This is a genomic window from Faecalibacterium faecis (assembly GCF_040096475.1).
GTDB lineage: Bacteria > Bacillota > Clostridia > Oscillospirales > Ruminococcaceae > Faecalibacterium > Faecalibacterium taiwanense.
Genome location: NZ_JBBMEP010000009.1, coordinates 26,290 through 40,529 on the forward strand (window position 1 = coordinate 26,290; position 14,240 = coordinate 40,529).

The following is a 14,240-nucleotide window of genomic DNA, read 5'->3' on the forward strand; positions in this document are numbered from 1 at the left end:
TCATCGGGGTGATGAAGTCGTTCAAACTCATCATCCCTTGCAGCTCGTCGGTGTTGGCGCACCGGCGGGCTTTTTTCGTATAGTGCGTACCGGCGGCAGGCTGTCCACCTCGCTGCGGTCGATACGTTCCCGCGCAAATGTGTACTTGTAAGTTCGATGGCTGCCGCTGAGCCCATGGCTGACGGCAGACGCAAAGCTGTTCGCGCTCTTGTAGCCCAGCCGCCGGGCACACATCTCAGACGTGCCGGATGCCAGTAGATCGCCGGTCTTTGCGTCCCAGACGGTGTACCACATGACGCTGGCAGCGTTTTCATTACGCGCCCTGTAATCCCTGCAATATTGGTTGTGGTGCTCTCTGCGGCAGGAAGCGCAAAAGCGCAGGTTGCCAGCAACATTTTCCATCACCTTGCCGCAGTCCAAACAAACGCGGGTAAAGTGCTTTCCTTTATTCATGGGTGGTGTCAGCCCGCCTTCCTTCCGCTCTTCACGGTGTTGCGGGGCTGCTGGTGCACCTTCTTGCTCCGCTTTTTCTCCTGATCGGCGGCGTAGAAGCCCAGCCGCATAAAGAAGATCGCCAGCAGGATCAGCACCATGGCCGTGATGAAGTCGGCATCCGAAACGGTGCCGCCGGTCTGGAAGCTGCCCTCCAGCCCCATGCCGTACAGCAGGCCCACCACAAAGCAGGCCATTGCCAGCCAGTACCAAACGCCGGATTTAATCTTCATTGGTGGGTTTCCTCCATTCTGTCCATAAGATCGGCGGCAGTTGTCATGATGTTGATGATTGTCTCTGCTGGGTTTTTGCTGTCCATACAGATTCCCGCGACCAATGCGGTGCAAAGAGCCGCTTGTTCCATCTGTGTGCCGCAGGCGTAAATTTTGGGGTTGCCATCCGATCCCAGCTGGATTTTCAACTGAGCGTTTGGGTTGATTTTCATGCTCCTACCTCCTGATAGTCAGTTGCGGGGCCGCAGCTGTCCAATGTCCATCCAATGACCGGGTGCCATTCGCCATCTGCAAAAACCTGCAGGCCGGTGTGGTTTTCGTCCTTAACCTGCCCGCCCAGCTGGTAGCAGCCGGATGCCCGGCTTCCATCCCAGCGGAACCACTTGTTCCAGAACATCGGTGTCACGTATGCGCATCCGGTGGGTGCGTCGGCTCGCTCGGATGCAAGGGTGTACTGTTTGCTCATGCGGATTCTCCTTCCTCAACAGTAGGGAAGAACAGCTCCCCGATTTCATCCTGCGGGATATCAAGCGTCTTGCAAATTTCTGCGATCTCAGTGCTTGTCCAAGGCTGCTTCCCGTTCATCCGCTTGCTCATTGTGTCAGTTCCGATGCCGATTGCATTTGCAATCTCCTGATCCCGGAACCCGCAGCTGTGGAACCGGCCCCGCAGCTTCCAGTACGGAATCTGCCGGAAGGTGCCGCGAATGGTTGATGTGTTCAACATTTTATTCCTCCTTCTTTTCGGCGGGCAGCACGGTGCCGATAACTGCGTTCATGATCTCGTCGAAGCTGGGCTTTTTGTTGTTGTCCATGTGGTTCACCTCCCATTGAATGAACTTGCGTAGTCTACTTTAAGTAGACTTATTGGCGAAAAAAATTTGGTCAATCGAGATGCCGACGACCTCACTGATTCTTTTCGCAGTGGAGACAGTGGCACATTCGGGCGACTGCTCGATTTTGCGGTATGTATCGCGCGAAATGCCAAGCTTTTCCGCCATTTCACGCTGCGTGAAACCAGCGTACTGGCGGGCTTGTTTAACGGTGAATCCCAAACTTACACCTCCTTTCATTTTTGGCTTGAGAACACTATACTCCACTTTTAGTAGAATGTCAAGAACTTAAAGTAGAAAATTTTTGGTTAAATGTTGACAATTCTCTACTTTTGGTGTAATCTCTACATATAAGGAGTGATTCAATTGAGCATCGCTGAAAATATTAAAAAAATCCGATTGGAGCACGGCCTGTCACAGGCTGAACTTGGCAAGATTGCAGGCGTCAGTGACAAAGCGGTGTCCACATGGGAACTCGGAACGAAAATTCCGCGCATGGGTGCTGTAGAGAAGATGGCAAATTATTTCGGCATCCCCAAAAGTGCAATTGTGGATGATGCGCCCGCTGCTACGACTTCCCGCCCTATTCCCCCGGGCTTCCAGCCTATGCCGGAGATGGACTGGGTGCCGCTGGTAGGCCGGATCGCCTGCGGGACGCCCATCACGGCGGAAGAAAATGTAGAGCAGATGGTTTGTGTGCCTTCCCGCTGGCACTCCACCTTTACGCTGACCTGCAAGGGCGACAGCATGGAGCCCCGCATCCACGACGGTGATCTGGTGGCGATTCGCAGCCAGCCGGAGGTGGAGAACGGCGAGATTGCTGCTGTGCGGATCGGAGAAGAAGCTACCTTGAAGCATGTCTATCTGCACGAGAACTTCATTGAACTGCGGCCGGAAAATCCGGCTTTCAGCAGCATCATCCTCAGCCGGGAAGATATGAATGCCGTTGTCATTGAAGGCAAGGCCGTGGGGCTCTGCCGGGATATATGATGTTGGAGAGGAGTCTGTCATGTCAAGTAGAAAATCTGTTGGGCATTCCAAAAAGTATGCCCAGACCATGAAGTCCTTTGATAGGAGCGTGACCAGAACGACTAACGCTGTCTCGCGCGTGGCTTTCGGTCAAGCAAAACGGGGAAGAAGTCGGCAGAATCTCGATACAACCTCTGACAGCTGGGAAAGAACCAGCCTTACGAACAAACAATTGATTGCTTCGTGTGTTGTGGGGGCAATTCTTCCAACTATGTTTCTAGTTGGAAAGGGCGCGGCAACAGAAACAACAGGAACAACAGGAATGCTTCTGCTGGTCTTGTTCTTCTTCTTTACGATTCCGTTCTTTGTAATGGTTTTGATTTTTATGGTGTTCAATACCATTACTCGTCCGAGATCGAAATGCAATGCAAAGCAAAGCTGCATGACAGAAGAAAACGTAAATGAAGTGAATGAGCCTGCGCAACTCTACTCTCCTAATCCTGAATGGATGGGGCAGACTGACCTTGTGGATTCTCGTGCGAATGCAAGGGTCTTGGCTCCACAGTTTCTGAAGCAGGCTCAGGAAAGCGCCAAAATCCTTCAGACGACCACGGAACCGGCCACATTTTTTACAAGATATGATTTTTGCGTTGGACGCTTGATAGAACTTGAAAAGTGCAAAAAGTACGGTGCACCGGTAAGCGCTACAGCTGATTTGAAAAAGTATCGCAGCCTTAGCTTCCGGGATGATGCTGTAAAGGAAATCATTCACCGTACAGAAGAAAAGTATCAGGCAAAAATCGAAGGCCTGAAAACAGCAAAAGCAAAACAGAGCTGGGCCGAAAAATATCATCAGGCATTTGAACCGTATTTGCCTTACATGACAGACGGCCAGAAGTCTGAGCTTGGAGAAGCAAGCGCATATCTGTTTGATCTGGCTCAAAAATAAAAAAGCCCGCCCATGCTGGAACATGGACGGGTAGCAATAAAAACCTCCCCCAGCGCGCTAACGCCGAGGGAGTTAAGATAAGCGGCTCACCCTTGCGGGGTCATCGCACACTCGACACTGCGATTATACCTCTTTTGGGCGGGCTTGTCAAAGTGTACCCTTTTGGAGGTGAAAACAATGAAAAAGAGGACAAACACAGCGTTTTGGGTCGAGAAGGAAAAGCGTTGGTGCATTGCGGTGCAGAAGAACGGCACCCGCAAACGGTTTTACAGCAGCACGCCTGGCCGCACCGGCCAGCGGGAAGCCAACGCAAAGGCCGATGCCTGGCTTGACGACAGCATCCGGGACGGCAAGAAGAAGGTAGCTGCCCTCTATGCCCAGTGGGTAGAAGAACTGAAGCTCACCTGCGGCACATCCTATGTTGAGCAGTGCAAGAAATACGGAGATTACTATATTCTGCCTGTCTGTGGGGACATCCGCATTGACGAGCTGACCGAAGGCGATCTGCAAAAGGCCATCAATATGTCTTTCAAAAAGCGATGCCTTAAAAAGGAGCGTCAGCGTAGGTCAAGCGACAAGCCTTTGAGCCGCAAGACCATTATGACGATCCGCTCAACGGAGATCAGCTTTTTGAAATGGTGCCGCCGGAACAGGTACAGTACGATGTTCCCTGAGCTGTCTATCCCGAAGAATGCCCGCATGGGGAAGAAAAAGATTTTACAGCCGACCGCTTTGAAAGTCCTGTTTGATGTGGACACCCGCCTTTACTATGGCAAGCTGGTCTTTGACGAGTATATCTATGCCTACCGGTTTGCAGTTGCTACAGGTGTACGCCCCGGTGAACTTGTGGGGCTCTGGTATGGTGACGTCAAAGGGAACACGGTCAATCTGCGCCGCAGCATCAACCGGTTGGATGAGGAAACCACCGGCAAGAACGAAAACGCCATTCGCTCATTTGACATGGGCGAGGAAGCCCATGAGGCCTACGAAGCGCAGGTGGCCTTGCTGAAGGCTTCCGATATCCCGCTGAACTATACCACCCCTTTGTTCCAGATCCCGAACCAGAGGGCTTTATTCAAGCGCTGGAAGAAGTACCAGCGTGACAATGGCATTGAGCCTCAGGTCACGCTGTATGAGATGCGACACACTTTCGTCAGCATTGAATCAGGCGTATTGACCGACAGCCAGCTGAAGATGCTGGTCGGTCACAGCAAGAACATGGACACTGCCGGAGTGTATCGGCACGAGCTTGACGGTCAGAGGGAAGATCTTGCTGCCGCTACCACCGCGGCATTCAGGAAGGCTCAAGGGTGATTCTGGTAACACATTTGGTAACACTCTTTTTTGTAAACGTAGCAAAATACATGGGTTACAAACCAACCCCACTACATTTTTAGCAAGTGTTTAGGCGCGTTGCAGATATGTTTTTGACGTCACTCAATCATTTTTTGTTGTTCGACCCCCACTACCCGCATAAGAGAAAAAGCGCGATGAGTTCTCAGAATTCATCGCGCTTTCTTTTATATAATAAATAGTGTTGTTCGAGGTCTGCTCCCTCGCACAAAAAGAAACCGGTACAAAATGGGTACACCCCTGATAGACATTCCTACGGGTTGGGACCCGCAGGCTAAGCAACAGCAACGGGTTGCGTTAGCTGATTTTTCCGCAGCCCCTTGGCAGGGCTTTGAAAAATCAGAACGCGGCCCCAACAACTCCTCCCTGTTTCAGCCGCAGGCTGCGGTCGTCGTTGTTGCACTGTGGCTTTGCTTGCGGCATAAATGCCGCCGCCTTGTTCGAGATCCCCTCCCTCGCACAAAAAGAAAAACCAGCACACAATGTGTACTGGTTTTTGGTGCGAGGGAGGGGACTCGAACCCCCAAGGATAAACCACACGCACCTCAAACGTGCGCGTCTGCCAGTTCCGCCACCCTCGCATACCGTATTGTTTTCGCAGCCCTGAAATCTCTGAGGTGAAAGACCGTGATGCGGACTGCTTGAATATATTACCACGTTCCCGGCAGATAGTCAAGCGCTTTTTCTCTTTTTAAATGAAATTTTCGGGCCGTCATTCCTTAAGAATATGTTGGTTGAAATGCATGGATGGGTGTGATACTATATAACTAACTATCTCTGCTCAGTTGTTTTGGCAGCAGGGAAGAAGATGATAAGGATACGGCGGAAATGCATTTCTGCGCAGGGTGCAGACCGACCGGTTTTTTGAAAGGAATTTGAGTGGACGCAGGAATGAACGAGAAAAAAGAAAATGTTATTGTAAACGGTTTTTTCTGGCGCTTTGCAGAGCGGTGCGGTGTGCAGCTGATCTCAGCGGTGGTGTCCATCCTTCTGGCGCGCATCCTTACACCCGATGATTACGGCAAGGTGGCACTGGTGACGGTGTTCAACAATATCATGTATGTCCTGCTGGACTGCGGCATTGGCACCGCGCTGGTGCAGAAGAAGGAAGTGGACGAGCTGGATTACTCGTCGGCGTTCTTTTTCAGCATTGTGATCAGCTTTGTGCTGTATGGGGGAATGTTCGTGGCGGCACCGTATCTGGCTGCTTTCTACAATGACCCCAGCATGACCCCGATCTTTCGCGGCATCAGCCTGACAGTGGCGGTCTGCGGCATCAAAACGATCCAGCAGGCGCATGTGACCCGGAACATGAAGTTCCAGTATTTTTTCTATTCCGCCTTTGCGGGCGCGATCGTGTCTACGATCCTGGGCCTGGGCCTTGCCTATATGGGCTTTGGAGTCTGGGCGCTGGTGGTGCAGCAGGTATCCAATATCACGGTGGACACGCTGGTGCTGTGGAAGCTGTCCTCCTGGCGGCCTAAGATGGAGTTTTCGTGGCAGCACCTGAAAGGGCTGCTCTCTTATGGCTGGAAGCTGCTGGCCTCGTCGCTGAGCAGCGTCATCTACAACAACCTGCGCAGCCTGATCATCGGCAAGATGTACACCTCGGCGGATCTGGCGTATTACAATCAAGGCGATAACCTGACTTATAATATCGCGTCAAGCGTGGATACTTCCATTGAGAGCGTTTTGTTCCCGGTCATGTCCTCACTGCAGGATGACCGTGCGCAGGTCAAGAACATGACCCGCCGCTCCATCAAGACCTGTACCTATATTATTGCGCCGGTGATGATGAGCACTGCGTTCTGTGCCGAACCGCTGGTGCGCCTGATCCTCACCGAGAAGTGGCTGCCCTGTGTGCTGTTCCTCAGGGTGTTCTGTCTGGGGTATGTGTGCTGGCCGATCATCACGGCAAACCTGAATGCAGCCAAGGCGGTGGGCCGCAGCGATCTTTACCTGAAATGTCAGCTTTTGAACGAAGGGGTGTGCATCCTTCTTCTGCTGGCAACATTCCGTGTCAGCGTCGAGGCCATTGCATATGGTATGCTGATCACGAATATTGTGACCCAGATCCTGGATGCACAGCTCAACAAAAAGCTGATCGGCTATGGCTATCTGGAACAGATGCGTGATATCCTGCCGACCCTGCTGCTGGCAGCGGGCGCGGGCCTGTGCATGTATCTGGTCATTTTCCTGCACCTGCCGGATCTGCTGACGGTGATCATTCAGGTGGTGGTTGGTCTGGGCATTTATCTGACAGGCTCTGCCATTCTGGAATTGGACACCTTTGAATATTTCAAGGATGTGCTGGCTCCGTCCATCCGGCAGAAGCTGAAACGCTGAAACCGGCATTTTGGATCGTGTAAAAATCCGTCGGGCGGGTGATGTCCGACGGATTTTTGTTCTTTTTGTCTAAAGTATACAAGAAGAAACATTAAAAACCGGCAAAGCGACCATTGAAAAAATACAACTGATATACTAGAATATAAGTACAAGAGCGCGGCACACGGCTGCGCGGAAAATGCAAAGCAGAAAATATAAAACAGGAGGATTTTCCTATGCCTATGAAAATGGGTTGGCGCTGGTATGGCGAGGGCAACGATCCCATCAGCCTGAGCGACATCAAGCAGATCCCCGGCGTGACCAGCATCGTCTGGGCGTTGCACGACAAGATGCCCGGCGAGATCTGGGAGATCGACGAGATCCAGAAGGTAGCTGATCAGATCCACGCCTACGGCTTCGACATGGACGTGGTCGAGTCGGTCAATGTCCACGATGACATCAAGATCGGCCTGCCCACCCGCGACAAGTACATCGAGAACTACAAGCAGTGCATCCGCAATCTGTCCAAGTTCGGTGTCAAGGTCATCTGCTACAACTTCATGCCGGTGTTCGACTGGACCCGTACCGATCTGTTCCACCCCGTGGGCGACGGCTCCACTGCACTGTTCTATGAGAAAGATAAGATCAAGGGCGATTACAAGGCTATGGCTGAGTACATCATGTCCTTCACTGAGAAGTATAACATGACCTTCCCCGGCTGGGAGCCGGAGCGCATGGCAAAGCTGGACGAGCTGTTCAAGGCTTACGCCCCTGTCACCAAGGAAAAGCTGTGGGAAAACCTGAAGTACTTCCTGGAAGCACTGATGCCCACCTGCCATGAGTGCGGCATCAAAATGGCTATCCATCAGGATGATCCCCCTTGGGATATCTTCGGCCTGCCCCGTCTGCTGGTGGATGCCCAGAGCATCGACCGCTTCCTGAGCATGGTGGATGATCCGTACAACTGCCTGACCCTGTGCACCGGCAGCCTGAACGCAAACCCCAACAACAACTGTGCCGAGATCGTGCGCAAGCACTGCGACCGCATTGCCTTTGGTCACATCCGCAACATCCACCACTTCCCCAACGGCGACTTCTCCGAGGCTGCTCACCGCGACTGCTGCGGCGAGACCGGCATCATCGAGGTGCTGCGTGCTTACCATGACTGCGGCTTTGAGGGCTACATCCGTCCCGACCACGGCCGTCAGCTGTGGGAGGAAGGCCCCGGCAACTGCCGCCCCGGTTACGGCAAGTATGACCGTGCTCTGGGCGTTCAGTACATGCTGGGTGTCTGGGATCTGCTGGATCGTCTGGATGAAGAGAAAAAGAAGGGCTGATAAATATGAAGCTGTCTGAGATCAAAAACGGCAATCTGTCCGCCGAGTGGGCAGAGAAGGGTTATGAGCTGCCCAAATTCGATATCGAGGCTGTCAAGGCCAAGACCCACGCCGAACCCACCTGGGTGCACTTCGGCGCAGGCAATATCTTCCGTGCATTCCCGGCTGCCATCCTGAACGATGCGCTGAACACCGGCAAGTATGACCGCGGTGTCATCGTGGCCGAGAGCTTTGACTACGAGATCATCGACAAGGCTTATCGTCCCTACGACAATATGAGCCTGCTGGTCTGCCTGAAGTCCACCGGCGAGATCGAGAAGAAGGTGGTGGCTTCCGTTACCGAGAGCCTGAAGGCTGACTACTCCTTCGGCGAGGACTGGGCACGTCTGGTGGAGATCTTCCAGAACCCCAGCCTGCAGATGATCTCCTTCACCATCACTGAGAAGGGCTACGGCGTTGCTCCTGCTGATCTGGAGCGCGGCCTGACCCCCGTGCTGGCCATGGGCAAGGTCACTGCTCTGCTGTACGAGCGCTTCAAGGCCGGCAAGCTGCCCCTGACCGTTCAGAGCATGGATAACTGCTCCCACAACGGCGATAAGGTCAAGAACGCTGTCCACGCCTATGCTGCCAAGTGGGTGGAGCAGGGTCTGGTGCCCGCCGAGTTCCTGGCCTATGTGCAGGACGAGACCAAGATCACCTTCCCGTGGAGCATGATCGACAAGATCACCCCGCGCCCGGATGCCAAGGTCCAGCAGATGCTGGCCGACGACGGCTTTGAGGACAACTACACCATCGTCACCGAGAAGCACACCTTCACCGCTCCCTTCGTCAACGCCGAAGAGACCCAGTACCTGTGCATCGAGGATCACTACACCAACGGCCGTCCTCCGCTGGAGCTGGGCGGTGTGCTGTACTGCGACCGTGAGACTGTGGACAAGATCGAGAAGATGAAGGTGTGCACCTGCCTGAACCCGCTGCACACTGCAATGTCCATCTATGGCTGCATGCTGGGTTACACCCTCATCTCTGCCGAGATGGCCGATGAAGACCTGCGTGCCTTCATCCAGAAGATCGGCTATATCGAGGCAATGCCCGTCGTGGTCGATCCCGGCGTGCTGAACCCCTACGAGTTCATCGGCGCTGTCATCAACCGCCGTCTGCCCAACCCCTTCATGCCGGATGCTCCCCAGCGTATTGCAACCGATACCTCCCAGAAGCTGGCCATCCGCTTTGGTGAGACCATCAAGGCCTACGAGGCACGCGGTCTGGACAAGAGCAACCTGATCCTGATCCCGCTGGTGCTGGCAGGCTACGCCCGCTACCTGAAGGGCATCGACGACAATGGTCAGGCCTTTGAGCCTTCCACCGATCCGCTGCTGGCTGAGCTGCAGGCCATCGTTGCTCCGCTGGAGGTCAAGGAAGGCGAGCAGGACTTCAGCTGCCTGAAGAAGCTGTACAGCCGTGTTGACGTGTTCGGCGTGGATCTGTATGCCGTTGGTCTGGGCGAGAAGATCGAGGCAATGGCCAAGGAGCTGTTTGCAGGCCCCGGCGCTGTGCGCAAGACCCTGCACAAGTATACGCTTGCCCGCTGATCGGCTGACGCAATAACATAAGCTATCTTCGCACCCGCGCTGCGCTTTGCTTTGCCGCAGCGTGGGTCTTTATAAAAGAAAAGAACTGCTGAACGAAATGTCAGCAGTTCTTTTTTTGCGTGTGCATATTTTTTGGGTTTACCCTTTTCTGCAGTCGTGCAGCTTTTCCTTTGGCAGGATGCCGGCCAAAAACTTCCACACCACTTCCATGCGGTCGTTCAGTAAGTAAGCTTTCTCTTTTTCTACGTAGAGGTACACCGCATTGTCCGTGCGGTAGGCGCAGTAAAAGCTGTCCCATGTGTGGCGGCTGGTGGGTTCGGGCTTGTCCTGCTGGCCGTACATCCACACAGCAATGCCGGTGTCGGCCAGCTCCACACGGTAGAAGGCACGCGGCAGGTGCATCTGTTTGATCTGCCGGGAAACGCTGCGAAAGAACGAGTAAAAGTAGCTCACCGGCAGGCCGATGCCCACAATGGCAAGCACAGCAGCCAGCAGCCCGGCACCCGGGCGCTTGCCCAGCTGCGAAAGGCAGACGGCGGCAAAAGCCAGCATGATGGCGGCAAAAACAGCGGGACGCAGCCATGCTTTGCGGTGATGGAATGCATCGAACACGGCAAAATCGCGGAAGCCCTGCTCACCCATGGTGGTGGAAACGGAGATGGTCTGGGACATAAAGTCGCCTCCTTTGTATTTACAGGCATCGTACCACAATTGCGCGGTTTAGGCAAGAGAAAAACATGCAAACCTTGCCAATCCGGCCCAAAGCGTGGTACAATAAATCGTTACCAAACGAAAGGAGGCGGCAGGCTTTGCAGCACCGCAAGCGGCAGATCACCCTCAAGCAGCGCATGGGCTTGTGTCTGGCAGCATTTTTTGCGGCCTTTGCCATGCAGCTCACGCTCAATGGCTACCAGTCCAGAGCAGTGCAGGCAGTACAGGACGCGCAGATGGGCTGCTTCAACGCCATCAGCCGCTTTCAGGGCGGTGTGGAAAGCTCTATTTCCGTGCTGGAGAACTACCGCTGGGAGAACAGCGAGCCGGAGGAGATCATTGACCGGCTGCAGTCGGCATCTTCCACCTGCAACGCATGGCTCTGGCGCATCGGTACCAGCCTGAACAGTCTGGAAAGCGTCAGCGATGAACAGCGGGTGCTCTACAGCGCAGTGGATACGGTCTATCAGACCTACACCGGCCTGCTGGATGAGCTGGAAAACGACCTGCTCAGCGGCAACGATGCCGCAGCTTCCCAGCTGTATTATGCAAAGGTGGTGCCCTGCGGCGATTACCTGAGCCAGTACACCCTGCAATTGCTGGAAACCGCCATTCAGGATTCCCAGACCACCTACACCACCATCTCGGCCCTGAACGAGCGCATCACCATGCTGCAGACGGTGGTGGTGGCGCTGTGCGTGGCGCTGGGCTGCGTTACCGGTTTGATGGTCATGCGTCTGCTCACGCCGGTGCAGCAGATGATCGCAGCCTCCCGCGCCATTGGCAAAAGTGAGTTCGACACCCCGGACATCCCGCTGCCCAAGCAGCCGGAGATCGCTCGGCTGGCCGAGTCCTTCAACATCATGAAGCACTCCATGGCCCAGCAGGTGACCACCCTGCAGGAGAAAAACGAGATCGAGCGGGAGCTGCACCGCCAGAAGACCGAAGCACTGGAGCTGCAGAACCGCATGGAGCGCAGCCGGCTACAGCAGCTGCGCAGCCAGATCGACCCGCACTTTCTGTTCAACACCCTGAATGTGATCCAGCAGACCGCCGGCACCGAGACGGCCTACCGTACGCAGGCGCTCATCATGGCGCTTTCGCACCTGCTGCGCTACAGCCTGATGAGCAACGATGAACAGGTGCCGCTCTCCCGTGAGGTGCGCATCGTGGATGAATATTACTCCATCTACCATGTCCGCTTTGGTGAGCGGGTGCGTATGGAGTGGCGCATTTCCGATTCGCTGGATCTTACCGAGACCATGGTGCCGTCCTTTATTTTACAGCCCATTGTGGAAAATGCCTTCAAGCACGGCATCTGCCCCAAAGAGGAGGGCGGTGTGGTGCGCATCCGCGTGAACCCTCTGCGGGAGAAGGGACTGCTGTGCATCCGCGTGGTGGATAACGGCGTGGGCATCCAGCTGGATCAATTACGACAGCTGCGCGGGGCGCTCAGCCAGCCCGGTGAGCGCTGGGAGCATATCGGCATTTATAATGTTGCGGCCCGCCTGCGTCTGCTGGATCGGAACAGCCGCTTTGTGATACGGTCCCATCCGGGACGCGGTACGGCGGTGGTGCTGTATCTGCCATTGGTGGAGAATGAGGAGGAGTTTGAGGAATGATTCGTCTGTTGATCGCGGATGATGAAGCACTGGAACGGGAAACGCTGGCGGACATCGTGGCCCGCCGCTTTGAGCACGAAGTGACCATCGAGACTGCCGAGAACGGCCGCAAGGCAGCGGATACGGCGGTGCTGTGGGGCGCAGACCTGATCCTGATGGACATTGAGATGCCCGGTATGAACGGTCTGGATGCAGCCCGCGCCGTGCTGGAACAGCGCCCGGAGTGCAAGGTGATCTTTGTTACGGCCTACAGTCTGTTCCAGTACGCCCACGAGGCCATGCATCTGGGTGCCTGCGATTATCTGCTCAAGCCGGTGAACCCGGACGAAGTGGAAGCTTCCATCCGCAAGGCCATCCGTCAGATCGAGGCGGGCCGCCGCCTTGCAGAGCTGGCTCCGGTGGAACCGGAGCCGGAAGCTGACCCGGAGAGCGATGCCGCCGAAGCAGGGGAGAACGACCGCAATGCACTGGTCATGGCCCATGTGCGCAAGTATATGGAGGATAACTATATGTTCGACCTCTCGCTGGACAGTGTGAGCGAGATCCTGCATATCAGCCCGGCGTATCTCTCGGCACAGTTCAAGAAGTATCAGAAGATGAACTTTCTGGACTGCCTGACCGAGCTGCGTATCAACGCTGCCAAGGAGCTGCTCACCGACCCGTTCCGTTCGGCAGCAGAGGTAGCTTCCATGGTGGGCTACGAGGATTCCAGCTATTTTGCCCGCACCTTTAAAAAACGCACCGGCATGACCCCCACCCAGTACCGCAGGGAAGCGGCCAAGGCTGCACGGGAGGCCCGACTGTGACCCGCCGCCAGATGCTGACCGCCCTGTTTGGCGCAGCCGTGCTGGCACTGCCGGTGGCGGGCTGCGGCCATCAGCCGGTGCAGGACGAGCAGGGGGCGGAACTGATCCTGCGCTATGCGGAGAACCAGCCGGAGGATTATCCTACTACGCAGGCGGCGCTGGCCTTTGCGGATCTTGTGGCCCAGCGCACCGATGGCCGCGTGAAAGTGCTGGTGTACAGCGGGGGAGAACTGGGCGCGGAGCAGAGCGTGATCCAGCAGATGCAGTTTGGCGGCATTGACTTCTCCCGCGTGTCCCTCAGCCAGCTGGCAGAGTACGAGCCGGCGCTGAGCGTATTGCAGCTGCCGTATCTTTACACCGATGCCGACCAGATGTGGCGCGTGCTGGATGGGACCATCGGCGACGAGTTCCTCTCCACGCTGGAGTCGCTGGAGCTGACGGGACTGTCATGGTTCGATGCCGGTGTGCGCAGCATCTACACCCGGCAGAAGGTGACAGGCCTTGCAGATCTGCAGGGCCTGACCATCCGCGTGCAGGAATCGGACATGATGAGCGAAATGATCACCGACCTCGGCGCAAAGCCGGTAAAGGTAGTGTACAGCAAGGTGTATGCCGCCCTGCACAACGGTGAGATCGATGGCGCAGAGAACAACTGGCCCAGCTACGAAGCCATGGGTCACTACGAGGTGGCACCTTACTTTTTAAAGGATGAGCATACCCGCGTGCCGGAGGTGCAGCTTGCAAGCCCTGCTGTGATGGAAAAGCTGGCCGCACTGGACGAGCGCTACCCGGAGATCATCCGCCTGTGTGCCCGGGAGAGCGCCAAGGTGGAGCGCAGGCTCTGGGCGCAGCAGGAGGCGGAATCGGAAAGTGATCTGCGTGCAGCAGGCATTGAGGTGACAGAGCTGGACGAAGAAGAAAAGGCAAGGTTCCGTGCTGCTGTGCAGCCGATGTATGATCGGTTTGCCCAGCAGGGCGAATTGATCGCCCGCATCCGGCAGGCATAAGCCCCACAGCAA

The 14,240-nt window shown here is 55.3% G+C and carries 16 protein-coding genes and 1 tRNA gene; 9 read left to right on the plus strand and 8 right to left on the minus strand.

The features are described 5' to 3' along the window. Positions 1-30: 30 nt before the first annotated feature. The 6 genes from WMO17_RS06105 to WMO17_RS06130 form a co-directional block, all read right to left on the minus strand. Positions 31-453, minus strand: a complete 423-nt coding sequence (locus WMO17_RS06105; RefSeq protein ID WP_349137677.1) for a hypothetical protein — start codon at positions 451-453, stop codon at positions 31-33. An 8-nt stretch (positions 454-461) separates the two neighbouring features. Beyond that, on the minus strand, positions 462-725 hold the full coding sequence (locus WMO17_RS06110) for a hypothetical protein (protein WP_291011703.1): 264 nt from the start codon (positions 723-725) through the stop codon (positions 462-464). Then, positions 722-937, minus strand: a complete 216-nt coding sequence (locus WMO17_RS06115; protein ID WP_291011706.1) for a hypothetical protein — start codon at positions 935-937, stop codon at positions 722-724. Before WMO17_RS06115 ends, WMO17_RS06110 begins: the two co-directional genes overlap by 4 nt. Next, entirely contained in the window at positions 934-1,191 is a 258-nt protein-coding gene (locus WMO17_RS06120; protein ID WP_349137678.1) for a hypothetical protein, read from the minus strand. The genes WMO17_RS06115 and WMO17_RS06120 overlap by 4 nt, the downstream gene beginning before the upstream one ends. Further along, positions 1,188-1,451, minus strand: a complete 264-nt coding sequence (locus WMO17_RS06125) for a DUF739 family protein (protein WP_291011711.1) — start codon at positions 1,449-1,451, stop codon at positions 1,188-1,190. The genes WMO17_RS06120 and WMO17_RS06125 overlap by 4 nt, the downstream gene beginning before the upstream one ends. A 127-nt stretch (positions 1,452-1,578) precedes the next feature. Continuing rightward, positions 1,579-1,779, minus strand: coding sequence for a helix-turn-helix transcriptional regulator (locus WMO17_RS06130; RefSeq protein WP_349137679.1), 201 nt, complete (start codon positions 1,777-1,779; stop codon positions 1,579-1,581). A gap of 144 nt (positions 1,780-1,923) precedes the next feature. On the opposite strand from WMO17_RS06130, the gene WMO17_RS06135 reads away from it, so the two are divergent. From WMO17_RS06135 to WMO17_RS06145, 3 genes are all read left to right on the plus strand, one after another. After that, a complete protein-coding gene (locus WMO17_RS06135; RefSeq protein WP_349137680.1) occupies positions 1,924-2,547 on the plus strand; it encodes a LexA family protein in 624 nt (207 codons plus the stop codon). A 19-nt stretch (positions 2,548-2,566) separates the two neighbouring features. Then, positions 2,567-3,475, plus strand: coding sequence for a hypothetical protein (locus WMO17_RS06140; protein WP_349137682.1), 909 nt, complete (start codon positions 2,567-2,569; stop codon positions 3,473-3,475). 177 nt (positions 3,476-3,652) lie between these two features. Next, a complete protein-coding gene (locus tag WMO17_RS06145) occupies positions 3,653-4,789 on the plus strand; it encodes a site-specific integrase (protein ID WP_349137683.1) in 1,137 nt (378 codons plus the stop codon). A gap of 536 nt (positions 4,790-5,325) precedes the next feature. On the opposite strand, the gene WMO17_RS06150 is transcribed toward WMO17_RS06145, so the two are convergent. Then, positions 5,326-5,409, minus strand: a tRNA-Leu gene (locus tag WMO17_RS06150). Between the two features lie 310 nt (positions 5,410-5,719). On the opposite strand from WMO17_RS06150, the gene WMO17_RS06155 reads away from it, so the two are divergent. The 3 genes from WMO17_RS06155 to WMO17_RS06165 all read left to right on the plus strand — a co-directional run bounded on the left by WMO17_RS06155 (position 5,720) and on the right by WMO17_RS06165 (position 10,082). Then, positions 5,720-7,174, plus strand: coding sequence for a lipopolysaccharide biosynthesis protein (locus tag WMO17_RS06155; protein WP_349137684.1), 1,455 nt, complete (start codon positions 5,720-5,722; stop codon positions 7,172-7,174). A 215-nt stretch (positions 7,175-7,389) separates the two neighbouring features. After that, entirely contained in the window at positions 7,390-8,490 is a 1,101-nt protein-coding gene (uxuA, locus tag WMO17_RS06160; RefSeq protein WP_005937183.1) for a mannonate dehydratase, read from the plus strand. Positions 8,491-8,495: 5 nt separating this feature from the next. Next, the gene (locus WMO17_RS06165; RefSeq protein WP_005937186.1) at positions 8,496-10,082 is read left to right on the plus strand and encodes a mannitol dehydrogenase family protein; all 1,587 of its coding nucleotides are present in this window, start codon (positions 8,496-8,498) and stop codon (positions 10,080-10,082) included. Between the two features lie 138 nt (positions 10,083-10,220). Here WMO17_RS06165 and WMO17_RS06170 read toward each other — a convergent pair whose 3' ends face one another. Further along, a complete protein-coding gene (locus tag WMO17_RS06170; protein ID WP_294647860.1) occupies positions 10,221-10,754 on the minus strand; it encodes a YcxB family protein in 534 nt (177 codons plus the stop codon). 137 nt (positions 10,755-10,891) lie between these two features. Here WMO17_RS06170 and WMO17_RS06175 point away from each other — a divergent pair, with 137 nt between their 5' ends. From WMO17_RS06175 to WMO17_RS06185, 3 genes are read left to right on the plus strand one after another with little or no spacing between them, the layout of a single operon-like run. After that, positions 10,892-12,415, plus strand: coding sequence for a sensor histidine kinase (locus WMO17_RS06175; protein ID WP_349137685.1), 1,524 nt, complete (start codon positions 10,892-10,894; stop codon positions 12,413-12,415). Next, complete coding sequence (locus WMO17_RS06180) at positions 12,412-13,221, plus strand: response regulator transcription factor (RefSeq protein ID WP_005937194.1); 810 nt, start codon at positions 12,412-12,414, stop codon at positions 13,219-13,221. Before WMO17_RS06175 ends, WMO17_RS06180 begins: the two co-directional genes overlap by 4 nt. Next, positions 13,218-14,228 carry a TRAP transporter substrate-binding protein gene (locus WMO17_RS06185; RefSeq protein ID WP_347563409.1) on the plus strand — a complete coding sequence of 337 codons (1,011 nt, stop codon included), beginning with the start codon at positions 13,218-13,220 and terminating at the stop codon, positions 14,226-14,228. Before WMO17_RS06180 ends, WMO17_RS06185 begins: the two co-directional genes overlap by 4 nt. The last annotated feature ends 12 nt before the right edge of the window (positions 14,229-14,240 follow it).